This is a genomic window from Winogradskyella sp. (genome assembly GCF_025210595.1).
GTDB lineage: Bacteria > Bacteroidota > Bacteroidia > Flavobacteriales > Flavobacteriaceae > Winogradskyella.
In genome coordinates this window covers 32,577-58,343 of the sequence record NZ_JAOARH010000080.1, presented here as the reverse complement: position 1 = coordinate 58,343, position 25,767 = coordinate 32,577, and the positions used below count along the sequence as shown (strand labels likewise).

Here is a 25,767-nt window from a genome sequence, read left to right as displayed (position 1 = left end):
TGGTGGTGCCTCCAGGAATCGAACCAGGGACACAAGGATTTTCAGTCCTTTGCTCTACCAACTGAGCTAAGGCACCAGTTGCTTAATTAAGCGGATGCAAATATAAATTCATTTTTAGTATTACCAAAAATAAAATTGTAAAATTTGATTTTATAAATTTGCATATACTGAAAAAGCCTATGAATCTTATAGTTGATGTTGGGAATACCTTTGTGAAATTTGCCGTTTTTAATGATGAAGAACTAGTTTATAAAGTAAGTTTTGAGCTTTCAGAGCTTAAAAAGCAATATAAAATGCTTAAAAAAGAGTTTCCTAAACTTAAAAAAGCCATGATTTCTTCTGTTGGAAGTTTGTCTAAAGATCAAATAAGAGTCATTGATAAAGATTTAAAGACTTTAGAGCTTAATCATAAAACGAAACAACCATTTAAAAACCTTTATAAAACACCACAAACTTTAGGTGTAGATCGTATTGCTTTGGTGAGTGCTTCAATAAGTCAGTTTCCAAATAATAATGTACTAATAATAGATGCTGGGACTTGTATTACATATGATTTTGTAACTAATAAAAATGAGTATCTAGGTGGTGCAATTTCGCCAGGTATTAGATTAAGATATCATACACTTCATAATTTAACAGCAAACCTTCCGTTATTAGAGAAATGCCAACCAAAAACAATTATTGGAGACTCTACAGAATCGTCTATGCATTCTGGTGTTGTAATGGGTGTTGTTAAAGAAATAGATGGTGTTATAGATCAATATAGAGAAAAACATCAAGATTTAACAGTTATTTTAACAGGAGGAGATGCCAATTTTTTGTCAAACCAATTAAAAAATAGCATATTTGCGAATTCAAATTTCTTATTAGAGGGTTTGAATTTTATTCTAGATTTTAATTCAAAATAATGATAAAACGACTCATTGTAATTTGTATTACAATTCTAAGTTCTAGTGTTTTTGCTCAGCAAGGTACAGCATCACCTTACTCATTTTATGGAATAGGTAGTCTTAAATTTAAAGGGACTGTAGAAAACCGAAGTATGGGTGGAATAGGTGTGTACTTAGATAGTATTCATATTAACCTCAGAAACCCAGCATCTTATGTTGGTAAAAATATTGATGCTTACCCTTTTGATGGTGAAAGTAGACCGGTAAAATTTGCAGTAGCTGGTACAGCTTCTAGAGTTACTCTAAAAGGTGAATCTGGTGAGGATAATGCTAACAGCTCTTCGTTTGATTATATAGCTTTGTCTGTACCTATTGGTAAGTTTGGTTTTGGTTTTGGTTTATTGCCATATACATCGGTTGGATATAAGCTAGACAATATCGATAACGATGGGGATATTGTAAATCGTTTTAGAGGAGAGGGTGGTGTTAATAGGGTTTTTGCTGGGTTTGGTTATCAGATTTCTAAAAAATTAAATGCTGGTGTAGATGTTAATTATAATTTTGGAAATGTTCAAAATACTGCAATTGAATTTGCATATACACCAGATGGTAATTTAGTGCAATATCAAACTAGAGAAAATAGTAGGTCAGATTTAAGTGGTTTAAATTTAAATTTTGGTTTAGCGTACAAAACAAGAATTTCTGATAAACTAGAGCTTTCTGCTACGGCTACTTATGCGCCAGAAAGTAAATTAACTTCAGATAATGCAAGAACTTTCTCAACAATTGTAATTAATACACAAACAGATATAGAAGCAACATTAAATACTTCTGAAGTTGATTTAGATGCTCAAAATCTAAGAGAAACTAAATTAACTTTACCTTCAAGACTATCATTTGGTGCAGGCTTAGGTAAACCAAAATCTTGGTTTGTAGGAGCAGAATATACGTTTCAAAATACAAGTGATTTTTCTAATCCGTTTTATAGTAATGATGTTTCTACCTTTGAGAATGCTTCTCAAATATCAGTAGGAGGTTTTTATATTCCAGACTTTGATGCATTTTCTGGATATTTTAAACGTGTAGTTTATAGAGCAGGTTTTAACTATGCTAATACAGGTTTAGTTGTGAAAAATGAATCGATTAAAGAGTTTGGCATATCTTTTGGTCTAGGATTACCAGTTGGAAACCGAACGTTATTTTCTAATGCTAATTTTGGCTTTGAAATAGGAAAAAGAGGTACAACTAATAATAACTTAATCCAAGAGAATTTTATAAACTTTAATGTAAGTTTATCTTTAAACTCTAGATGGTTTAGACAAAAGAAGTACAACTAACAATAATAATTAACAAGATGAAGACGAAAATTACAATACTACTAGCAGCTCTTTTTGTGAGTGTCAGCAGTGGTTTTGCACAGCAAGATGAAGAGTGCATGAATAACTTATCAATTTTTGATAGTTATGTGAAAACAAAAAAGTACGATGATGCTTATGGACCTTGGAATATTGTACGAAACAAATGCCCAAAGTTTAATAGAGCAATATATGTTCACGGTGAAAAAATATTGAAGCATAAAATAAAGAATTCTACAGGAGCAGATCAAATAGCACATATTAATGATTTAATGTTACTGTACGATCAAAGTAGAACGAATTTTGCATCTAAATATGATGAAGGTGAAATTATAGTAGACAAAGCTAACTTAGCTTATAAGTATAAGAAAGAGTTAGGTAAATCTAAAGAGCAATTGTTTAATATGTTTGATGAAGCCTATAAAAAAGATCCTAAAAACTTTACCAGTGCAAAAGGGCTTTATACTTATTTCTCTTTAGCAGTAGATTTGTTTGATGCTGGAAAGAAACCAGCTCAAGACATGTTTAATAAATATGATGATGTTAATGAGTTAATCCAAAGCTTAATAGCTGGTTATACAACTAAGCTTAATAAGTATGCAGCTAAGGAAGAAGCTGGACAGGTTTTGTCTAAAAAAGAAGCAAAGTACAAGTCTAGTTACGAGTCTAACATTGATGCTTTTGAAAACCAGATTTTAAGCAGTATGGATAAGAAGTTAGGTGATAGAGCAAATTGCGACGTACTGATTCCTTTATACCAAAAGAATTATGAAGAAAATAAGAATGATGGAGTTTGGTTGCAAAGAGCTATGAATCGTATGTATGCCAAAGGGTGTAAAGAAGATCCATTATTTTTAAAATTAGTTCAGCAAAAAAACAGTATTGAGCCAAGTGCAGATACAGCATTCTATCTATACTTACTGACAGGAGAAAAGCAGTATTTTGACCAGACAATTTCTTTAGAATCAGATCCATTAAAAAAGGCGAAGTTATATAAGAAGTTAGCGCAAGATTTAAAATCTAAAGGAAGTTATAGTAGAGCAAGACAATACTATACAGAATCTATGAAGTTAAATCCTTCAGATGGTTCACCTTATTTAGCAATAGCTGCAATGTATGCTAAGAGTGCTAATAACTGTGGTGATTCTAACTTTAATAAAAGAGCTGTATTTTGGTTAGCTGCTAGTACTGCAGAGAAAGCAGGAAGAGTAGATGGTCGTTTAAAATCTGCAGCAACTAAATCTGCAGCAAGTTACAGAGCAAGTGCGCCATCTAAATCAGATATCTTTACTGAAGGTAATGCAGGTCAATCAATTAAGATTGGATGTTGGATAGGACGTACTGTAACAGTACCAAGTATTTAATGCAAAACAAATATTTACATATCATAAAAAGCTTAGTCACAACATTAGTTGTGACTTTGTTTTTTTCATGTGAAAATGACTTTAGTGATGTTCAAAAAGTTGGTATACTTCAAAACCAACCCATAGGAGAAGCAGAAAATATCGATTTAAAGTATACGGAATTTATTGAGGATACTGTTCGTTTAAAAGCAAACCTTATAAGTTCTAAAATGCTAGATTATTCTAATAGAGGTTTTGCTTTTTCAGAGTTTCCTAATGGTATTCTTTTAAAAGTGTATGATAAGGAAGGTAAAATGACCACTATAACATCGCGCTATGCTATTTTTTATACAGAAACCAATATTATAGATTTAAGAGGAGATGTAACAATTACAACTCACCAGAACGAAAAACTCGTCACTGAACAATTGTTCTACAATGAAAAGTTAGAATGGGTGTTTACCAACGAGCCTTGGGTATTCAATAGAGTTGAAGGCGTGTCTCGTGGTCTTGGTTTTGATTCAGATAAAGATTTTAAGAAATTTCAGATGTTAGAATATGGTGGTGATTTTGAACTCAATAATTAACTATCTTTGTAATTCAATAATTCAAGATTAACTAACTAATGCAGATTCTAAAATTATTTCAATACGCTTATATCATCTTTGCATTGCTCTTTCTTTGGGATGCAATTAATAATTGGTCTATAGATCGCAATAGATCGTATATGTCGTTGTTTTTTGTTGCTCTTGCTATATTCATGTTCTTTTTTAGAAAACGCTTTTCCAATAAGTTTCAGGACAGAAATAAATAATAGTCCATGACTGTTGATATTGTCCTTATAGTTACAACACTTATTCTTTCAGCATTTTTTTCTGGGATGGAAATAGCCTATGTGTCTTCTAATAAGATACATATAGCCTTAGAAAAAAAACAAGAAGACTTCTTAGGACGAATATTAAGAAAATTAACAGCTAAGCCTTCAAAATACATTGCAACAATGCTAATTGGAAACAATATAGCACTAGTAATTTATGGGCTTAAAATGGGCGATGTTTTGGTTAAGTGGTTTCAGTCTATGTTGCCTATAGAGAATACGATATTAACGTATTTATTTCAAGATTTGCAATTATTAACGCAAACCGCAATTTCTACTTTTGTTATTTTAATTACAGCAGAGTTTCTTCCAAAAGTGTTTTTTCAAATCTATGCCAACACTTTAATGAAAGTTTTAGCGCTACCAACTTATATGTTTTATGTGATTTTTAGTTGGATTTCTGATTTTGTGCTTTGGATATCTGATACCATCTTAAAAAACGTATTTAAAGCTAAAGGAGAGGATGCTGTTTTAGCAATGACCAAGGTAGAGCTTGGTAATTATATAAGCGAACAAATGGAATCGGTTGAAGACCATGAAGAAGTAGATAGTGAAATTCAAATTTTTCAAAATGCGCTCGAATTCTCCGATGTAAAGGCTAGAGAGGTTATGGTACCTCGTACAGAAATTACAGCGGTTGATATTTCAGAATCAATAGGAAATTTAAGTCAGCTTTTTATTGAAACAGGACACACAAAAATCATTGTATATAAAAACAATATCGATGATATTTTGGGTTATGTGCATGCCTTTGAGCTTTTTAAAAAACCAAAAAATATTAAGTCTATTGTAATACCTGTAAGTTTTGTGCCAGAGACCATTCTTATTAAAGATGTGCTTAATATTTTAACAAAAAAACGCCAAAGTTTGGCTGTTGTAATTGATGAATATGGTGGTACTTCGGGTATAATGTCTGTAGAAGATATTGTAGAAGAGTTGTTTGGTGAAATTGAAGATGAGCACGATACATTAGACCTCACTGAAGAGCAAATAGACGAGAACACTTATAGGTTGTCAGCAAGATTAGAAGTAGACTATATCAACGAAACCTACAAATTAAATCTTCCAGAAAGTGAAACTTATGAAACCTTAGGTGGATTAATAGTTAATGAAACCGAAGGTATTCCAGAAGAAAATGAAGCTGTTCAGATAGAGAATTTTAAATTTACTATAGAAGAAGTATCCTTAACAAAAATAGATATTGTGAGGTTAAGAATACTTGAAGTAGATTAATAACTTCAATAGCAGACAAAAACTAGGTATCTCCTTTTATAATTTATTAGAAAATACTATTTTCGCACACTTATTTACACTAAAGCCCATAAAGGGTGTTTAACATGTAATGGTTAATCTAGTCTATTATTAGTTGTAGATTACTCAGTAATAGTGTTAAAAATTTAAATAGATAATTATAAACTATGGCAATTTTAAATAAAATTAGACAGCGTTCACTCATCTTAATATTAGTAATAGCATTAGCGTTATTTGCTTTTGTAATTCAAGGTGTTATTGATAATCCAAATGCTTTTTCAGATTCGCAAGGAGTTGTGGCAACGGTAAATGGAGTAGATATTGATAGAAATGATTTTCAGCAAAAAGTAAAAAACTATCAAGATAGAGCAGGTGGTAGAATAACTTCTACACAAGCTATGAATGCAATTTACAATCAAGAACTTCGTAAAATTATTATGGATAATGAATATGAAGCACTAGGATTGTCTGTAGAAAAAGATGAAATGCGAGAATTGCTTAAAAATAGTTTTCAGTCTTATCCAGAGTTTCAAGATGAAAACGGAAACTTTGATGTAAATCGTCTTAATGCATTTATAAGCAACCTTAAGGATATTAGTCCAGATTCTGCTCCGTTGACTTCGGCTGGGCAATCTTTTAATATCAATTATGATATTTGGACAAATAATGAGCAATCTATTGCTTCTAATGCACTTCAGCAAACATATTATAATATGATTAAAGCTGGTGTTAGTACTACAATTTCTGAAGCAGAGGATGACTATTTAGCAGATGCTAAAAATGTAGATATACGTTATGTGCAAGTGCCATATACTACAATTACAGATAGTTTGGTAGAAGTGTCAAAGTCAGATATTAAGGCTTACATGCAAGCGCACAAAGAAAAGTTTGAAGCAGAAGCTAATAGAGAAGTAGTTTATGTAGAATTTAAAGAAGAAGCTTCTAAAGCAGACGAGGATGCTATTAAAGCTGATTTGTTAAAATTGAAGAGTGATAGAGCTGAATATAATGAGAGTAGTAAGAATACAGATACTATTCCTGGTTTCGATACAGTAAAAGATGTTGCAGAATTTATCAACTCTAATTCTGATATAAAATACAACGATACTTTTTTAAGAACAGCACAATTACCAGCTGTTGCTAAAGATAGTTTAGCAAAATTAGAAGTTGGTGAATATTATGGGCCTTATAAAGATGGAGAATACTTTAAGCTTTCTAAAATGATTGCTGTTGAAGAAAAGGCAGATTCTGTAAAAGTTAGACACATTTTAATTCCTTTTGCAGGTGGACAAAGAGCAGACGCTTCTGTAACAAAAACACCAGAAGAAGCTAAGCAAACAGCAGATAGTATTTTAGCAAAAATTAAAAGTGGTACTAAGTTTATGGACTTGTTAGAGTTATCATCTGATAAAGTGAGTAATGAAAAAGATGGTGAGATTGAGTTTGCTTACAATGCAGGCATGGCACCAGAGTTTAAAGCTTTTTCTTTTGATAATAAAAAAGGTGATGTTGATGTAGTAGGTACTTCATTCGGATACCACGTTATTGAAATTTTAGAGCAAACGAGTTTTAATAACACGTATAAAGTAGGAACAATAGCAAGAAAAATTGAACCATCTCAAGAAACATTAGATGGTGTTTTCAACAGCATGTCTAAGTTTGAAATTGCTGCTAAAGATGGTGATTTTAACAAATTAGCAGAAGAGCGTGAGTTAGCAGTAAAGCCAATTACGTTTAAAGAATTAGATGAAAACATGCCTGGTTTAGGAAGTCAGAGACAAGTGGTACGTTGGGCTTTTGAAGAAGGAACAGCAATAGGTGATTATAAAAACTTCCCAATTTCAGGATTTGGATTTATCGTTGCTAAGTTGGTAGAAAAGAACGAAAAAGGATTGATGAGTGTAGAAGATGCTTCTATTACTGCATTACCTGAAATTAGAAAAGAAAAGAAAGCGAAAATGATTCGCGAAAAAATAACAGCAACTACTGTTGATGAAATAGCAAAGAATCAAGGGCAAAGCCCTAGAACAGCTGCTGCTTTAACTTTAAAGAACACAACACTTTCTGGTGCAGGAGTAGAGCCTAAGGTTATTGGTGCTGCTTTTGGATTAGAGCAAGGTAAGACATCAAAACTTATAGATGGTGAGAAAGGTGTTTATGTTATAGAAGTGACTAAAGTTACTGACGCTACAAAGTTAGATAACTACACATCTATTATGAATAGATTAAATACAACACTTAGAAACTCAGTGCAAGGAAAAGTATATCAAGCACTAGAAAAAGCAACAGATATAGAAGATAACAGGGCTAAAACGGTTTACTAATTAGTAAATGAGCTTTAAAAGTTATAAAGGCTTTGCAGAAATGCAAAGCCTTTTAGTTTGTGTGAAATATTTTGTTAGACTGAGCTTGTTGAAGTTTATAAACTTTAATTCTATATTTTTACAAAACCATTTCAGTATATGGAATAACGACATCAAGACCTTTACTTTTAAAATAACCTGAAGGATCTGTTTTAGAAGTTGCTAAAACAAAATCGCCTCCCCAAGCACCAAGGCTTTTAATCTCACCTAAATGATAATCATTAAATAGTTTAGATGTAATGGTGGGCTGATTAATTAAATCAGCTATAATGCTTTCGTGTGTTGTTATTAAGCGTTCAAATGAATCTAGAGAAGAGCAATTTATCATAGCGTCTGTAATGCCATTTATGCTTTCTATAGTAGCATGGCTTACTTTATTTAATGCTTTATAAGCTTTAATACCGTCTCTGCTATTTTGTTTCTGATTAAGATAAACAAAATACAGTTGGTTTTTAAATACAGGGTTAAACGTAATAGGTTCTATTAAAGGGCTTTCAGGTTGTTTTAATTGATAAGTTATAGGAGTATTATGCTCTGCGCAAGCAATATCATAACCACTGCCACCAAAGGTTTTGTTTAAAAGTTGATAAGCATTGATTTTTGCCCAATTAGCTACATTGTTTATTAGAGTTGATGAAGTTCCTAAACCCCATTTTCGGTTAAAATCTAAATGCGTTGCAATATTATAACCTTGGTTAGAATTTAAGAACTCAGGATTTAAATCTTGTGCAGCCTTAATAATTTGAATAAGTCTATTGCTAATATCATTGCGAATTTCAATATTTTGAGATGTGGCAATCTCTTCTAAAGTAAACTCGTCCTTAAACCAAAGTTCGCCTTTATCATCATAGCTTCTCCAGATAATGGAATAAGTGTCATTTTCTTCAACAGTTAAGCTTTGTCCATATTTAGTAGGTATAGCCAAAGCTTTTGCACCATCTAATACCACATATTCACCAGATAATAAAAGTTTACCGTTGCTTCTGTATGTTTTAGATTTAAAATTCAAAATGTATAATCTAGATTTTGTCTAAGGAGTTTTGGAGTTTAATTTTTGGGATGAAATCGTTAATCTGTTAATCGTAAATTTTTAATAGCTTCAACCACAGCACTGTGTGTTACTGTGTTGGTTTTAAAATGTTCTGTTAATTTCTTTTTTTCTTCAGTGGTAGCTTCAAACTGATTTAAGATATTCATCAAATGCATTTTCATATGTCCTTCTTGAATTCCTGTTGTAGTCAATGATTTTACAGCAGCAAAATTTTGAGCCAATCCTGCAACAGCAACAATTTGCATTAAATCTTTTGCTGAAGGTTTTTCGAGCATTTCCAAAGAAAATTTAACTAAAGGGTGTAATGTGGTTAAGCCACCTACAGTACCTAAAGCCAAAGGAATTTCAATCCAAAATTTAAAAATATCATCTTCAATGGTGCAATGTGTTAAACTAGAATACTTTCCATGTCTTGATGCATAAGCATGTATGCCAGCTTCAACGGCTCTAAAATCGTTACCTGTAGCCAATACAACCGCATCAATACCATTCATAATACCCTTATTGTGGGTAACGGCTCTGTATGGTTCTATTTCAGCAATATTAATGGCTTGTTTAAATTTTGTAGCAAAAAGTTGTGGGTTAGAAATGTCTTTGCTTTTTAAATCATCAATAGGGCAAGACACTTCTGCTCTAACTAAGCAATTTGGAACATAGTTAGAAAGAATGCTCATAACAATATCTACTTCACCCTTAAGATGGTTCTTAGCTTCGTTTTTAAAGGTTTTAGCAAATTGCTCAAGACAAGAGTTAATAAAATTAGCACCCATGGCATCTAATGTTTCAAACGTAGCGTGTAATTGATAGTAATTATCTAATTCGCTACTAATGTCTCTGAGTTCAATATCTAAAATTCCACCACCACGACGCTCCATGTTTTTGGTAATGTCTTTAGTTTCAGAAATTAACTTTGATTTAATGGTTTTAAAAAACGATTGTAGTGTCTTTGAGTCTCCACTGTAAGTAAAATGAACTTGACCAATTTTTTCAGTAGCAATCACTTCTGCTTTAAAGCCTCCTCTGTCTAGCCAAAACTTTGCTGCTTTACTTGCAGCAGCTACTACAGAACTTTCTTCTATAGCCATAGGAATGGTGTATAGCTTTTGATTTACATAGAAATTAGGAGCCACACCTAGAGGTAAATAAAAGTTGGTTACTGTGTTTTCTATAAACTCATCGTGTAATTTCTGAAGTTTTTTATCAGTATTCCAATACTGTTTCACTAAAGTTCTTGCGGATGCCTTATCTTTAAAATAAGTATCTAAAAGCCATTCGATTTTTTCAGATTTTGAAAGTTTAGAAAAGCCAGAAATAGTGTTTGGCATAGATTAATCATTTTTTAAAAAGCAAAGATACTTAGGAAACGGATAAAATGGGTGCTTAATCTTTTATTATTGCCGATTTACTGTTAATAATCGCTGTTTTCTGCATAATTTTTAGTAAACTTGGCATTGCTTTATTGAAATTAAAAATATATGAAATTAAGACCCTTTGTTGCGATAATAGGATTTTTAATTACTTCGTCCATTTATTGTCAAAACAAACAAATTACACTCGAAGAGATTTGGAGTGGTGCCTTTAGAACAGAAGGTATGCAAGCGCTTCACTCTATGAAAAACGGTAAACAGTATTCTGTTTTAAATTTCAATAGACAAACTAATGCGTCTACAATAGATATTTACGATTATAAAACTTTAGAAAAAGTAAAAACCTTGGTGACTTCTGCTGATATTGCAGAAATTCAAGGTTTTTTTGATTACAAGTTTAGTAATGACGAATCTAAAGTAATATTAACCACTAAGGAAATGCCAGTCTATAGACGTTCTAGACTTGGTGAGTATTATGTTTATGATATAAAAGATAAAAAACTTACTAAAGTTTCTGAAGATTGGGTTCAAGAGCCAACACTTTCTCCAGATGGTACTAAAATTGCTTACGGTTTTGAGAATAATCTTTATGTGAAAGATTTAAATTCTGGTGAAATACAGCAGCTTACTTTTGATGGTGAAAAGAATAAAATCATCAACGGAATTACAGATTGGGTTTATGAAGAAGAATTTAGTTTTGTAAGAGCTTTTGATTGGAACAAAGCAAGTGATAAAATTGCTTTTATCCGTTTTGATGAATCTGAAGTGCCAGAATTTTCAATGGATGTTTTTGGTTCTGATTTGTACCAAACACAACACGTGTTTAAATATCCTAAAGCAGGTGAAGCTAATTCTAAAATATCACTTCATGTTTATGACTTAAATACCAGTACTAACAAAGAAGTGAAACCAAGTAAAGCTTACAACGATTTTTATATTCCGAGAATTAAATGGACAAATAAGGATAACGTACTGAGTGCACAATATATGAATCGCCATCAGAACGAACTAGATTTATGGTTTATTGATACTAATACCATGAATTATGATTTGGTTCTAGAAGAAAAGGACAAAGCCTATGTTGATGTTACTTTCAATTTAACCTTTCTAAAAGACAGTAGTTTTATTTGGACGAGCGAGAAAGATGGTTATAACCATATCTATCATTATTCGGAAGAAGGGAAGTTAATCAATCAGGTTACTAATGGAAATTGGGAAGTGACCGATTATTACGGATTTAATCAAAAAGAGAATACAATTTATTACCAATCTGTAGAAAATGGTTCTATAAATAGAGATGTATATTCCATTAAGTTAAACGGAAAGACTAAAAAACGTTTAACTAAAATAGATGGAACCAATAGTGCAGCGTTTAGTGCAGATTTCACCTATTTTATAAATACACATTCTAGCGCAACAACACCACCAAAATATACCTTACACAGTTCTAAAACAGGGAAACTTGTAAAAGGAATTAAAAACAACAATAAGCTTGCTGAGAAAGTTGAAGGTTATAAAACATCTAAAAAAGAATTCAGTACCATAAATGTCAATGGTAACGATTTAAACATGTGGATGATTAAACCTGCTAATTTTGATGAAAATAAAGCATATCCTTTATTTATGTATCAATATTCTGGGCCAGGTTCACAACAAGTTGCAAATCGTTGGAATGGTGCAAATGATTATTGGTATCAAATGTTAGCGCAAAAAGGCTATGTAGTAGTTTGTATTGATGGTAGAGGAACAGGATTTAAAGGTGCTAACTTTAAAAAAGTAACACAGAATGAATTAGGTAAATATGAAGTTGAAGATCAAATCGCTGCCGCCAAAAAACTAGGAGCTTTGCCATATATAGATGAATCTCGAATAGGAATTTGGGGATGGAGTTATGGAGGCTTTATGAGTAGCAATGCACTATTTAAAGGTAATGATGTTTTTAAAATGGCTATTGCAGTTGCGCCAGTAACGAGTTGGAGATTTTATGATTCCATTTATACTGAGCGTTATATGACAACACCAAATGAGAATCCTAGTGGTTATGATGAAAATTCACCAATAAATCATGTTGATAAATTAAAAGGAGATTTCTTATTAATTCATGGATCTGGAGATGATAATGTGCATTTGCAAAATACCATGCGTATGGTTGAAGCTTTAGTGCAAGCAAATAAGCAATTTGAATGGATGATTTATCCAGATAAAAATCATGGCATTTATGGTGGCAATACCAGATTACATTTATACAAGAAAATGACTAAATTTATCGATGTTAATTTAGGCGATAAAATAAATTAATAATACTAACTAACTTTTATATATACTATGGAAAACAATCAAGTTAAGCAAGGACACCCAAGAGGGTTGATGACCTTATTCTTCTCAGAAATGTGGGAAAGAGTTTGTTATTACGGAATGCGTGTTCTTCTAACACTATATTTAGTAAAATCGTTAATGAAAGGTGATGCAGACGCTGCCTTAATTTATGGAGCATATACAGGGTTGGTATATGCTGCGCCAATTTTGGGAGGTAAAATGGCAGACAAGTATCTTGGTTACAGAAACGCAGTGTTACTTGGAGCTGTTTTAATGGCAATTGGTGAATTTTTAATTCTTGGAGGTTCTGAGCATTTTCTATTAATAGGAATGGGAGCTTTAATTGTGGGTAATGGGTATTTTAAAGCTAATATTTCTACAATTGTTGGTAAATTATACGAAGATGGAGATCCAAGACGAGATTCAGGATTTACAATTTTTTATATAGGAATTAATATTGGAGCCTTGTTAGCAACAACAGTTATTGCTTATGTTGGTGAAACTTATGGTTTTAAATACGGATTTGGATTAGCAGGTATTGGTATGTTATTAGGTTTATTCATTTTCTACTTTGGTAGAGATAACTACGCTGCTGCTGAAGGTTTAGGATTTACAGAAGAAGGAAAACAAAAAGTTGCTGGACCATTAAACAAAGCACATATGGTTTCAATTTTATCATTAGTGTTAATTCCTGTGTGTTACTTCTTAATCCAGAACAATGGATTTATGGATTATATTCTTATAGGTTTATTCATATTTATTTCGTTTGTATTAGTAAAAGCAGGAATAGATGCAGATACTACTGAAAAAGTAAAAATGTGGAAAGACAGAATGATAGCATTGTTAATCTTTATGGTTATTAATATTGCATTTTGGGCATGTTTTGAACAAGCAGGAACTTCGTTAACCTTATTTGCAGACAGAAACGTTGATAGAAGTATTTTTGGTTGGGAAATGCCAGCTTCAATGACACAGTTCTTTAATCCTTTCTTTATTATAGTATTTGGTTCTATTTTCTCAGTAATGTGGGTGAAATTAGCTAAGAAAGGAAAAAACCCAAGTATTCCATTAAAATTTGCTTTTGGTATTTTACAATTAGCATTAGGTTTCTTAGTTACAAATATTGGTTTACAGTTTGTGAACGAAGCTTACCAAGTGCCATTATTAACTTTAGTAGTGTTATACTTATTACATACAACAGGAGAGTTGTTCTTATCTCCTATTGGACTGTCAATGGTAACAAAATTATCTCCTAAGAATATTGCAGGAACAGCAATGGGAGCATGGTTCTTAAGTTTTGCAATTGCAAATTATGTTGGTGGTAAGATTGCTACATTAACAGGAGGTCATGGTGATAGTGGTGAAGCATTAAATGCAGCCCAAGGATTAGAAAAATATACAACCGTGTTTTCTACAATAGGATTTGTGTTAATAGGTATTGCTGTTTTAATTATAATATTTAGCAAACCACTTAAGAAACTAATGCATGGAGTTGAATAATAGATATTCACATTTCATTTCAACTTTATGATAAAACAATAAATACATATTATAAAAAGCTCAAGTAAGTTATTGCTTGGGCTTTTTTTATTCTAACTAATAATTTTATGAGTACAGGAAAAAACGAATCAACACTATCTTTAATTAAATCTTTTGATCCAATGTTTTGGGTTGCCAGTATAATGGAACTCTTTGAGCGTTGGGCTTGGTATGGTTTATTTGCTGTTTTAGCTTTATATCTTACGGGTTCAACCGATGATGGTGGTTTAGGATTTACGCATACAGAGAAAGGACAAATAATGGGAATTGTTACAGCAATTCTTTATTTACTTCCTTTGTTTACAGGCATTATATCAGATAAAATAGGCTATAAACTGTCTTTAGTAATTTCTTATATAATGCTGATGACAGGGTATTATTTCATGGGAGAAGTAACCTCTTACACGGCTGTCTTTTTAATATTTTTATGGGTTGCTGTTGGTGCAGCAATGTTTAAGCCAGTTGCTTCAGCTATTGTAACAAAATCTACAACTAAGAAGAACTCTACATTAGGATTTGGTATATTCTATATGATGGTGAATATAGGTGGATTTATAGGTCCTGCTTTTTCTTCTGGATTAAGAGAAAAAGGTTGGGGATTAGTATTCATTCAGGCTGCTATAGTAATAGGAATTAATTTGATTATTGTCCTTATTTTCTACAAAGAGCAAGAAAGAGTAAAATCAAACAAAGGAGTATTAGAAACTATAAAAGAGTCATTAAACAATATTGTTGAAGCTTTAAAAGATACTAAGCTTTCAGTGTTGCTTTTAATTATGATTGGTTTCTGGACAATGTTTAATCAATTATTTTACACATTGCCTACATTTATTGAAGATTGGGTAGATACAAGTTCCGTTAGTAAAGCAATAACAGATTTTTCTCCTGCAATAGGAAATTATATTTCGTCCGATGGACAAATCAAGCCAGAATGGTTTACTAATATAGATGCTGGTATGATAATCTTATTACAAATCCTTGTGTCTTCTTTTGTAATAAAAATGCGTCATGTTACTGCAATGATAAGAGGGTTTATAATAGCTATTATTGGTATTTCTTTAACTTTCTATTTCAAAGATGTAACTTTTACAATATTAGGTGTAGTGATTTTTGCTATTGGTGAAATGACTACAAATCCTACATTTTCATCATTCATTGCAATAATATCTCCTAAAGGTAAAGAGGCATTGTATCAAGGTACATATTTTGTTCCAATTTTTGTGGGTAATTTGTTAACCACATTTGTATCTGGTAATTTGTATCAAGCTTGGTCAGATAAACTAACGTTAGTTAAAAATTATTTAGGAACAAAAGATATAGCATTAACTGAAGTAGGAACAAGATATACTGAAAATCAATTTTTAGAAAAATCTGCTAATGCGTTTTCTATTTCAGTAGAAAAGGTAAGGATGTTATTATCTAATGATGTTTTTGCAAATAAAGACTGGTCCCTAGGAATTAAAGAGCTTAAAGAATATGCCGAAGAAAATGGGATAGAGGATTATGGTGCTTTAAGCGCTGAGTTTTCTAAGAACGATTATATTTTAGCTGCTGCCGAAAGTTTAGATATGTCTAAATGGGAAATGACAAGTGTTATTTGGGACAATTATTCGCCAAATAAAATATGGTGGGTAATTTCAGGAATAGGTGTTGTTACAGTTTCAGCACTTATAGTTTATGACAACCTTGTTGTAAAGCCGAGAGAAAAAAATGGCGCAGCAACTGAAACGGAATAATTATGAGCGAACAAACTAAAAATATAACAGCAGAAACAGAAATATTAGGACATCCTGTTGGGCTTTTTGTTCAGTTTTTTACAGAAATGTGGGAGCGTTTCTCGTATTATGGTATGAGAGCAATATTAATCCTTTTCTTAATCACTAAAGTAACAGATGGTGGTTGGGGCTGGGAACGTAAAGAAGCCTATGCGCTTTACGGATGGTATGTGATGTTAGTGTATTTTTTGCCAATGGTTGGTGGTTGGATAGCCGATCATAAATGGGGACACGTAAAAACGGTAATCGTAGGCTCCTTGGTTATAACATCTGGTCATGCCACTATGGCAATTGCCGATTTGCAAATAGGTGTTGATTTAACATTTTTGTTTTATGTTGGCTTGCTTCTAATTGTTCTTGGTACAGGCTTGTTTAAACCAAACATGTCTTCAATAGTTGGGAAAATGTACACCAAGCGACCAGAAAAAAAGGATTCGGCATATTCAATATTTTATATGGGTGTAAATGCAGGTGCATTTATAGGAACGCTTTTAGTTGGATGGATAGCTGAAACTTTTAGCTGGAGTTGGGGATTTGGTTTAGCAGGTGTTTTTATGTTGTTTGGCTTACTTCAGTTTTATTTTGCTAGAGACGTCTTTGGAAAAGAGGCTTCTACACCAAGTTTAAAAAATGTTGATGTTAATGAAGAGAAAACGACTAAAGAAGTACCATTTACACAAAAGGATAAGATTTTAGGAATAATTGCAGTTGTGTTAGCTGGTGTTTGGGTTGTAGAAGGTGTTACTTCTGTGGTAACAAGAGGATATCATTTCTTGCCAGAAACTTTTATGGGTTATAACATCTCGTCTGGTTTAGTATTGTTTTTAATCTCATTAGTTGTTTTGATAACTTTAGGGTTATCTAGATTAAAACGTTTTGAACCTATTGAAAGAGATCGTTTAAAGGCATTCTTTTTAATAGCATTTTTTGTGGTGTTTTTCTGGGCAAGTTTTGAGCAAGCAGGATCAACAATGACAGTTTTTGCAAAAGATTATACAAGCAGAACATTGTCCGATACCTCTGCGATAATATTTAAAGTCATAGATTTTATTATATCAATTGGACCAATGTTAGTATTAACTTGGGTAATTGTTAAGTTGGCAAAAGCAATTTATAAGAAGTATAAATTAACTGTGTTATTTACAAGTATCAGTTTCTTAATAATTTGGGCTTTAGTCATATTTAGAGTTTATGATAAGCTTATGAGTACTAATTTAGAAGTAGACGTAACTTGGTTTCAGATTTTAAACCCACTGTTTATTGTTTCATTAGCTCCTCTATATTCTAAGTTTTGGGAACGTACTAATTTTTCGGGACCTCAAAAATTCTTTGGAGGACTTACATTATTGGCATTAGGTTTTTTAATGCTTGTAATTGGAGCATCAAGTATTCCAGCAGGTGCAAAAACGGCATCTGTAAGTATGATTTGGTTACTGTTAGCTTATTTATTCCACACAATGGGTGAGTTATCTATTTCACCTGTAGGATTATCTTATGTAAGTAAATTAGCACCAGCGCGTATGATGGGATTCATGTTTGGTATTTGGTATATATTTACAGGTTTAGCAAACAAAACTGCTGGAATTTTAGCTGAGTATTCAGATTCAATTGCTGAAGAGTCTGGATTATCTGGTTTCTTCTTAATTTTTACCGTAATTCCTTTTGTTGCTGGATTAGTAATATTAGCATTAAACAAAAAGATAAAAAAATTAATGCACGGAATTCATTAATTTTAAGTTATAAATAACTAAAAAATGCTCCTAATTAGGAGCATTTTTTGTAAGTTCGGTACAACATTTGCAACCAATGAGTTGTCATGCTACTGAAATAAGTTCAGTAAAAATAAATTCAGCATAAAATGAAAAAAATACATTTCATACTAACGTTTGTCGCTTTTATAACACTAGTATCGTTTCAAAATGCAGCAGAAACATCGGAAAAAGAAATTAATTGGGTGACAATAGAAGAAGCTATTGAACTTCAAAAGAAAGCACCAAAAAAAATTATTATGGATGTATATACCAATTGGTGTGGTCCATGTAAGTTGCTAGATAAAAATACGTTTCATAATGAAGATGTTGTAAACTATATCAATGAACATTATTATGCTGTGAAATTTAATGGTGAAGGTAATGATACTGTAACGTATAAGGATAAAACATATACCAACCCAAATTACGATGCTGGTAAAGCAAATAGACGTAATAGTGCACATCAGTTTACTAGAGTTTTAAATGTAAGAGCATATCCAACAATGGTGTTTTTTGATGAAGAAGCTAATTTTATTGCACCTATTTCTGGCTATCTAAAACCTAAACAAATAGAATTGTATTTAAAGTTGTTTAAAACAGATAAACACAAGGAGATGGATACGCAAGAAAAGTTCAATGAGTATTATAAAAACTTTAAGCCAACTTTTAAAGAGTAAAAGTATTACTGTAAAATAAATGCTCCCTTTTCATTAGTATAATGGAAAGGGATTTTTTTATCAATACATGTCGCTTTCCAACGTTTAATATAAGTTTTGTAATTACTGGCATCTGCAATAAAAACCTTTGGTTTTAAACTGTCTATAACACGATTGAGGTTAATTTTTGGTGAATTTCTAAGTAAAACATAATCTGTATTAAAACTTAAACTTTTGTAAACACCTAAGCTGTCTATAACCAAGATGGTTTTGTCTTTATACTTATAGGTATTTTGTAAACTATCTGTAGAAACTAAATCAATCATTTCGCCTACTTTATAATTTCTAACAACATTATCTGTGAATTGTTTTATAGAGTCTAAATTGTGATGAATAATAAGTCTGTCATTTTGTTTTTGACCAATTATTGAAAATCGACTTTTATTAAAAACAATAAAAGCATCATTTTGTTTTTTGAAATTAAGATAGAAAAATGTGCCTTGAAAACATATCACACCTATTAAGCAAAATGCACCCACCTAAAGGTTTTGTGTTTGTAGACTTGCACTGAAGCGGCAATTATAAAATATGCGCAAATAACCTGAATTAAAGGAAAAGGAATATCTCTAAAGAGGAAATCTTCAAATTCCGCTACCCAAGCAATAAATGTATTTAGGCTGTGAATTATTCCGCTGTATAGTACTACTAAAAAATCTGGAAGCATATTTATTAGTGCTAATAAAATAACAAATAAACCAATACCAAGAATTAATCCTAAAAAAGGAATAACAACAAGATTAGAGATGAAAAATAACCCAGGAAATTGATGAAAATAAAATAAACTGATTGGTACGACACCAGCTTGTGCTGAAAGTGTTACTGTAAATATTTGCCAAGGATAATCTAAAATTAAATATTTTGGCTGCCATAATTTATACAATATAGGCTGAATGCTAACAATACCAAGAACAGCTAAGTAACTCATTTGAAAACCAACTTTAAATAAAAACGTAGGCTTAATTAGTAAAATAAGAAAAGCCGAAATCGCTAAGGTATTGTAGATATTTGCTGGTCGTTTTAAATGCTGAGCAAAACTTATAATGCTAAACATTGTTACAGCTCTTGTAACAGAAGGAGATAAACCTGCAACAACTGCAAAAAGCCAAAGTAAACTAATAATAATGAGTGGTCTCAAAATCCGACCATGTTTTAGGTAGAGTAGCGGTCTAAGAATAAAATTGAGCATTATTAATATAATACCAACATGCAAACCAGAAACAGCTAAAATATGTATAGTGCCAGAATTTACATAGTTATTATAAATATGCTTATTAATGGTTTGTCGTTGTCCTAGAAGCAATGCATTAATAATACTTAAAACATCATTTTCAAATCCAGCTTTAACAAGGTTGTTGTTAATAGTTGACCTTAACTGATCTGCATAACCGTAAATTGTTGTTGGTTGTTTTGATAGTATTAGTATTTCATTGTGTTTAAGATATAATTGGTGATATACCTGTTTTAATTCTAGATATTTACTATAATCAAATTGATGTGGATTTAATGGTTTTTGAATGTTTTTAAACTGAGTTTTAGTGTATAAAACTGCATCTACAGGTAAGCAATCTTGAGTAGAATCTCGCTTTATATTTACTAGTAACCTTCCAAAAATAGACTCATCATTTATAGAAATCAGAGATGCAATATACTTATCGTTATAAGCATCAGGTTTGAGACGTTGTTCAATTTTAAAGCTAATGCTCTTGTAAGTGCTGCTTGTCTCTAAATTAGTATAATGACGAGGGCGTAGTTTTTCATTTTTAATATTGTAAGCATTAATACCAATGCTAATTATGCATAAATAAGTGAGTATTGCAAAATATGGTGAACGATTTATTTTTTGTCTTATGGCTAACCAATAAATACCAAGCATGGCGATTAGCCCTAAAGAGGAATAAAGAGCTATGCGGAAATTTAAATTAAAATAATGAGCAAGTACAATGCCTATGATAAGACAAAGCGTAAATTTTATAATGGTAAAATTTAGTAACTTCATGATTATGAGTTACTAATATAGTGAAACACATGTTAATAAGTTGTTTTTAATAGTAAAGTAATGCTATTAAAGAAAGTTGCTTCGTTTTATTTGTCTTCTAAACTTTGCATAAAAGCAATAATATCTTTTATCTCATTAGATTTTAGATTTAAAGAATCAGTAGGCAGAGTTTGGTGTTTTAATTCTAACCCAAGACCAGTGCCGCCTCCGTTGTTATAAAAATTCATTAAAGACTCTAAGTCAAGGTAAATACCATTATGCATATAAGGTGCAGTTTTAGAAATGTTTCTTATTGTTGGTGTTTTGAAGAAATGTTTGCGTTCTGGTGTTTTAAATACGTCATACCTTCCTAAATCGGTATCGGCAACAGCAGGTAAGTCTGTAGATTTTGGTACACCTAATAGTTCAAATTCTGTTTCTGTAAAATTTGGTGGTACAGTACCATTAAAAACAGGAGCAAAATGACAAGTAGAACATTTAGCTTTACCCATAAAGAGGTTAAAACCATTTATCTCTGATGCTGTTAGTGTGTTTTCGAGATTGTTAATGTTGTTGTCAAACTTAGAATTAAATTTGTTTAAGCTCCTTACATAAACGGCTATAGCATTTCTAATGTTAGCATCGGTAACTCCTTGAGGATATAGTTTTTTAAAGCTGTTATGGTATATGGTGTCTAATTCTACAACTTTAGAGAGATTGGTTAAATTGCTATGAAATTCGTTAACATTATTAACTACATCTACTATCTGACCTTCGAGATTTCCTGTTCTGCCATCATAAAAAAAGCTTTGCTGAAGCGCAGAGTAGCTTAATGTTGGTGTGTTTCGTTTTTGTTTAGGAAATGTTTTTAATCCATCTGTAAATGCCAATTCTTGTTTGTGACAAGTAGCACAACTCATACGATTGTTATTAGATAGCTTGGTGTCGTTAAAAAGTGCTTTTCCGAGTTTTTGTTTTTTTGTTTTTAAGGAGTCAACTTCTACATAATCTGCAAAAAAATCAATATTAAAAGTTTTGTTAGAAAACAAAGACGATATGTTATTATTGAAAGCCAATTCAAAAGGGAATTCAATATCCCAGTCTTTTATAGTTTTGTTAAGTAGTTTTAATTGTGAATGAGTATGGTTTTTAATAAAATTATATCTATCAAAAGTATTAAAGTCTCCGTTAAGCATTTTAGTTGATGCTTTAATTTCAGATTTCCATTGATTTAATAATTCTTTATTTGAAAAGTTAGTAGAATATAAATTTAAAATATCTTCAATAGTAGCATAACTTATTTGGGCTTCGTTTAGAGAGTTTTCAAGAATAGGGGAATCAAATCCTGTAATGCCAGTTAAGGCAATCCTTACTACTTGGTCTCTTATGAGCCAAATGATGTGGTAGTTTTTAAGTTTTATATATGTGTTTTGTTCTATTAGTTTTAACCTATTTTTTGTTTTTTTTGTAATTTTCGAAATAGAGATTAAATCTAAAGGTTCTTCGTGTAGTATTTCTTCTATTACTTGAAAACCAAAAGGGTTTTTAATTTTTATGTCTGTAGCATCTTCTTCTTCAATTTTTAAAATATTTGGAGCGTTTAAAGCCGTATAGTTGTTCTTGTCAACGAATGCTATAATAGGCTCAATACTTTTAAAATGATTTCTAGCTTTTTTATAATTAGCAAGAGCAGTTTCAAAATTTGTTGCATTCTCAAGTGCTTCTAATGCAATAATACAAGACTTTAAAGTTGTTTTGTAATTGTCTTCTAAGACTACTAGAGGTTGTGGACTTTCAGTATTTATGGTTACATAACTTTCGTCGTTTTTACAACCAAAGTTTAATGTAAAAAGGCATACCATTAAGATGTATGCCTTTTTTAAAATTTTAATATTCATATTATCTATCTAAACCTTGAATTACATATAGCATACTGCCTTCTTTCCTGCTTTCTGCTGCTGGGTTTGCATTAGGGTCAGTGAAAGCAGAACCGTCTGTGGGTTCCCAACCGTGATTTTGAGTAATAAGGATGAATGATTCGTTAATACCTATAATGTTAGAAATATCTATCATTCCGGTTAATTCCCATATGCTATTAGTTGTACCATATCCTTGAGTTGCAGCTGCATCTTGGTCGCATTCTAAAACAACTTTTAAAGCACCAGTGTTAAGGTTGTATTGGTATAAACGTGCGTAGTGTATTTTATCTGCAGAGTCAAAATAACCATTAGGATCTTCTTGAATGTAAGCGTAGTTTTCAGTAACTAAGATGTTATCAGGACTGTGAAAGCTTTTAGCAATACCGCTTGGTAAATCTCCATCTAAAACGCAAGTAATAGTACCAGATCCAGTTGGGTCGTTTTCGTTTAAAACTACTTTGTAAATACGACCATAAATTGTGCCTTTGCCTACTAAATCTGGTTTTTTTCTACCAGTTACACAGAAATAGATCTCGCGGTTGTTAGCTGCTGAGCCTCTTCTCCAATCTATGTCTTCAAGCCTAGAGAAGCCCATAACTCCTTTGGTTTTGGCTTCTGCATCTAATAGGTCTATATTGGTTTCGTTTAAAGCAACAAAATCAATAGGGTAAGATATACCTTGTTGCATGTCAACTTCAAAGTTAATTCCAGCTTGGGTTACTCGTAATCCATAAAGTTGTCCACCATTTAAATCAGCAAAATCACCTACATACATACCTAACTGACCCGAAGGAACTGTATTGTCTGAATGATCGTCACCAATAAAAGCAACGGTTTTGTTAGGGTATGCATCTTTACCAATAACCACAGCATTTTCTGTAGACCATTGACCAAATGCTGGTAGCATTAATGCTGAAGTAGCAGAGTTAGCAGATTTATATGGGTCTGTAGCAAAAACTCCTTTAGAAGCTCCTCCCCATTCTCCACCAGACAAGTATAGTGGTCCAAAACCATGCTCTTCCATAGAGATTAAAGAACCAGAGCACTGTGCTGTAGATGCTGTAGCAGCAGCATTTAAAATATATTCACCAGCAACTGGCTTAAAGGTTTCGTCTAGTGATATTCTAGCAATAGAATAGTCAGCCTCAATATTGTTGATTAATGTGTAGGTGTTGTCTATGTTTTTTAAAAGACCAGCACCGTCAGCCATTGAACCATATATGAAATTTGGTGTGTTTTCTAACTGATCTTCCGAACTAAGAAAATTATAGACATTTACGTTAGAGAACTCTGGTTCTAATTTAAGTAAAACAGGGCTTTGAGAGTGTGATTTTAACTCAACCAAGTTTTGATGCTGACCGTTGTTGTCGTCGTCATTATTGCATGATAATGATAAGCAAAGAACTAAAGATAGAGAAATGTGTTTTAGTGTTTTCATTTTAGTAGTATTGTTTGATAAGGCAAAACTACTTTGATAGTATTAACATATTTCAAATAGAGTATTAAGAAAAAGTATGTCTAATGTAAACTTTGTTATTTAATTATTAATAATTAGAATCATATCAAATTACAGGGATTTGGAGTATAAAGTTTTGATGATACTAGTGGAAAACTATTTTATAGTATTCGTCTTGCCTGTACAAAAGCAAAATACCAATACTTTTCTGCTAATGACGAAATCATTACTCCTTTACTGGTTGATGCATGAATGAATTCAATATTACCAGTTCGTACATGAGTAACAATACCAACATGGTTTACATTTCGGCTATTTTTTTTGGTAGCAAAAAACACTAAATCACCAATATTAACTTTTTTTAAATCTACCCATTTACCAAAGCTTTTTAAATCTTTTGTGGTTCTTGGAACAGAAACATTATTGTCTTTAAAAGACGTGTACACTAAGCCAGAACAATCCATGCCACGTTTTGTAGATCCACCATATTTGTAACGCGTACCATTAAATTTTTTAGCATACTTAGCAATTGCTTCAGCTTTTTTAGACGATTTAGTAGGTGTGTTAACCTTTACAGTATGAGTTTGCCTTTTTTTACTTGAGTAGTTTTTTTTAGACTTGCAGCTAGCTACTAAGAAAATTAAAAATAGAATAGGTAAAACTCTTTTCATTAATGTAATGGCTTTTGAAAATTAGTTTTTAATTATTTGAAATTTTATACACAATTAACTTCGCTGCTTTTTCACTAGCTCCTTTGCCACCAAGTTTTTGTTCTAATTCGTAATAATCTAGAAAAAGTTGCTCGCGTTTTTTAGGATTTAAAATTGAGGTTAATTCTTTTTTTAATCGGTTTTTATTAAGGTCTCCTTGTATCAGTTCAGTAACTACCTCACGATCCATAATTAAATTAACCAGCGAAATAAATTTTAAAGTAATAATGCGTTTAGCAATATGATACGAAATAGCATTAGCTTTATAACAAACCACCTGCGGTACTTTGTATAAAGCGGTTTCTAAAGTTGCAGTACCAGAAGTAACTAAGGCAGCGTTAGCAACGCTAAGTAAATCGTATGTTTTGTTAGATATAAAACTAACATTGTTTTGTTTTATAAACGGTTTATAAAACTCAAAATCTTGACTTGGTGCGCCAGCAATAACAAATTGATAGTCTTTAAAATCATCTACCAGACTTAGCATAACGCCAAGCATTTTGGTAATTTCTTGCTTTCGGCTGCCTGGTAATAAAGCGATAATAGGTTTTGTGCTAAGCTGGTGGGTTTTTCTAAATTTGTTTTCGTTAATTTGAGGACGATCTGCAATGGCATCTATCAAAGGATGGCCAACAAAGTGAACATCGTAATTATATTTTTTATAAAATTCTTCTTCAAAAGGAAGAATACAATACATAGCGTCAATATCGCGTTTAATTTTTTCTACACGACCAGCTCTAGATGCCCAAACTTGAGGTGAGATATAATAATGAGTTCTAAAATTTAGTTCTTTAGCCCATTTAGCAATTCTTAAGTTAAATCCAGAGTTGTCAATAAAAATGATAACATCGGGTTGAAAAGTTTCAATATCTTTTTTGCAAAATTTAATGTGGCCAGAAATTTTTCTGAGATTCATTATAACTTCAGCAAAACCCATAAACTGACGTTCTTTGTAGTGCATAACTAGGTTGCCACCTACAGCTTGCATTAAATCTCCTCCCCAAAACCTAATGTTAGCTTCACTATCTTCTTGTAATAAAGCTTTCATAAGGTTAGAGCCATGCAAATCTCCCGAAGCTTCTCCTGCAATAATGTAATATTTCATTTATGGCA

The 25,767-nt window shown here is 31.8% G+C and carries 19 protein-coding genes and 1 tRNA gene; 11 read left to right on the top strand and 9 right to left on the bottom strand.

Going from position 1 to position 25,767, the window contains the following annotated elements; all coding sequences use genetic code 11:
• Nucleotides 1-76: transfer RNA gene (locus N4A42_RS08695), tRNA-Phe, on the bottom strand.
• A gap of 103 nt (nt 77-179) precedes the next feature.
• On the opposite strand from N4A42_RS08695, the gene N4A42_RS08690 reads away from it, so the two are divergent.
• From N4A42_RS08690 to N4A42_RS08665, 6 genes are all read left to right on the top strand, one after another.
• Nucleotides 180-908 carry a type III pantothenate kinase gene (locus N4A42_RS08690; RefSeq protein WP_294072886.1) on the top strand — a complete coding sequence of 243 codons (729 nt, stop codon included), beginning with the start codon at nt 180-182 and terminating at the stop codon, nt 906-908.
• Nucleotides 908-2,227, top strand: a complete 1,320-nt coding sequence (locus N4A42_RS08685) for a hypothetical protein (protein ID WP_294072884.1) — start codon at nt 908-910, stop codon at nt 2,225-2,227. Before N4A42_RS08690 ends, N4A42_RS08685 begins: the two co-directional genes overlap by 1 nt.
• Nucleotides 2,228-2,244: 17 nt before the next feature.
• Entirely contained in the window at nt 2,245-3,609 is a 1,365-nt protein-coding gene (locus N4A42_RS08680) for a hypothetical protein (RefSeq protein WP_294072881.1), read from the top strand.
• Nucleotides 3,609-4,175: an LPS export ABC transporter periplasmic protein LptC gene (gene lptC / locus N4A42_RS08675; RefSeq protein ID WP_294072878.1), complete on the top strand. Its 567-nt coding sequence runs from the start codon at nt 3,609-3,611 to the stop codon at nt 4,173-4,175. The genes N4A42_RS08680 and lptC overlap by 1 nt, the downstream gene beginning before the upstream one ends.
• A gap of 233 nt (nt 4,176-4,408) precedes the next feature.
• Nucleotides 4,409-5,698 carry a hemolysin family protein gene (locus N4A42_RS08670; protein ID WP_294072874.1) on the top strand — a complete coding sequence of 430 codons (1,290 nt, stop codon included), beginning with the start codon at nt 4,409-4,411 and terminating at the stop codon, nt 5,696-5,698.
• A gap of 185 nt (nt 5,699-5,883) precedes the next feature.
• On the top strand, nt 5,884-8,040 hold the full coding sequence (locus tag N4A42_RS08665) for a SurA N-terminal domain-containing protein (protein ID WP_294072871.1): 2,157 nt from the start codon (nt 5,884-5,886) through the stop codon (nt 8,038-8,040).
• Between the two features lie 118 nt (nt 8,041-8,158).
• Here N4A42_RS08665 and N4A42_RS08660 read toward each other — a convergent pair whose 3' ends face one another.
• Together N4A42_RS08660 and N4A42_RS08655 are read right to left on the bottom strand one after the other, a co-directional pair.
• Nucleotides 8,159-9,088: a GYDIA family GHMP kinase gene (locus N4A42_RS08660; RefSeq protein WP_294072868.1), complete on the bottom strand. Its 930-nt coding sequence runs from the start codon at nt 9,086-9,088 to the stop codon at nt 8,159-8,161.
• A gap of 59 nt (nt 9,089-9,147) precedes the next feature.
• A complete protein-coding gene (locus tag N4A42_RS08655) occupies nt 9,148-10,455 on the bottom strand; it encodes a hydroxymethylglutaryl-CoA reductase, degradative (RefSeq protein WP_294072865.1) in 1,308 nt (435 codons plus the stop codon).
• 150 nt (nt 10,456-10,605) lie between these two features.
• On the opposite strand from N4A42_RS08655, the gene N4A42_RS08650 reads away from it, so the two are divergent.
• The 5 genes from N4A42_RS08650 to N4A42_RS08630 all read left to right on the top strand — a co-directional run bounded on the left by N4A42_RS08650 (nt 10,606) and on the right by N4A42_RS08630 (nt 18,555).
• On the top strand, nt 10,606-12,795 hold the full coding sequence (locus N4A42_RS08650; protein ID WP_294072862.1) for a S9 family peptidase: 2,190 nt from the start codon (nt 10,606-10,608) through the stop codon (nt 12,793-12,795).
• Between the two features lie 27 nt (nt 12,796-12,822).
• Nucleotides 12,823-14,313 carry a peptide MFS transporter gene (locus tag N4A42_RS08645; RefSeq protein ID WP_294072859.1) on the top strand — a complete coding sequence of 497 codons (1,491 nt, stop codon included), beginning with the start codon at nt 12,823-12,825 and terminating at the stop codon, nt 14,311-14,313.
• Between the two features lie 107 nt (nt 14,314-14,420).
• Complete coding sequence (locus N4A42_RS08640; protein WP_294072856.1) at nt 14,421-16,088, top strand: MFS transporter; 1,668 nt, start codon at nt 14,421-14,423, stop codon at nt 16,086-16,088.
• 2 nt (nt 16,089-16,090) lie between these two features.
• Nucleotides 16,091-17,857, top strand: coding sequence for a peptide MFS transporter (locus N4A42_RS08635; RefSeq protein WP_294072853.1), 1,767 nt, complete (start codon nt 16,091-16,093; stop codon nt 17,855-17,857).
• A 128-nt stretch (nt 17,858-17,985) separates the two neighbouring features.
• Nucleotides 17,986-18,555 (top strand): thioredoxin fold domain-containing protein, encoded by a 570-nt coding sequence (locus N4A42_RS08630; protein ID WP_294072850.1) that lies wholly within the window; start codon nt 17,986-17,988, stop codon nt 18,553-18,555.
• Nucleotides 18,556-18,560: 5 nt separating this feature from the next.
• Here the strand turns inward: N4A42_RS08630 and N4A42_RS08625 are convergent, their stop codons facing one another.
• The 6 genes from N4A42_RS08625 to lpxB form a co-directional block, all read right to left on the bottom strand.
• Nucleotides 18,561-19,073: a hypothetical protein gene (locus tag N4A42_RS08625; protein ID WP_294072847.1), complete on the bottom strand. Its 513-nt coding sequence runs from the start codon at nt 19,071-19,073 to the stop codon at nt 18,561-18,563.
• Nucleotides 19,055-20,467 carry a ComEC/Rec2 family competence protein gene (locus N4A42_RS08620; protein WP_294072844.1) on the bottom strand — a complete coding sequence of 471 codons (1,413 nt, stop codon included), beginning with the start codon at nt 20,465-20,467 and terminating at the stop codon, nt 19,055-19,057. The genes N4A42_RS08625 and N4A42_RS08620 overlap by 19 nt, the downstream gene beginning before the upstream one ends.
• Before the next feature lie 209 nt (nt 20,468-20,676).
• Nucleotides 20,677-22,467: a cytochrome c peroxidase gene (locus N4A42_RS08615; protein WP_294072841.1), complete on the bottom strand. Its 1,791-nt coding sequence runs from the start codon at nt 22,465-22,467 to the stop codon at nt 20,677-20,679.
• A 1-nt stretch (nt 22,468) separates the two neighbouring features.
• Complete coding sequence (locus N4A42_RS08610) at nt 22,469-23,926, bottom strand: alkaline phosphatase PhoX (RefSeq protein WP_294072838.1); 1,458 nt, start codon at nt 23,924-23,926, stop codon at nt 22,469-22,471.
• 179 nt (nt 23,927-24,105) lie between these two features.
• Entirely contained in the window at nt 24,106-24,615 is a 510-nt protein-coding gene (locus N4A42_RS08605) for a C40 family peptidase (protein ID WP_294072835.1), read from the bottom strand.
• Between the two features lie 28 nt (nt 24,616-24,643).
• Nucleotides 24,644-25,759, bottom strand: coding sequence for a lipid-A-disaccharide synthase (gene lpxB / locus N4A42_RS08600; protein WP_294072832.1), 1,116 nt, complete (start codon nt 25,757-25,759; stop codon nt 24,644-24,646).
• Between the last annotated feature and the right edge of the window lie 8 nt (nt 25,760-25,767).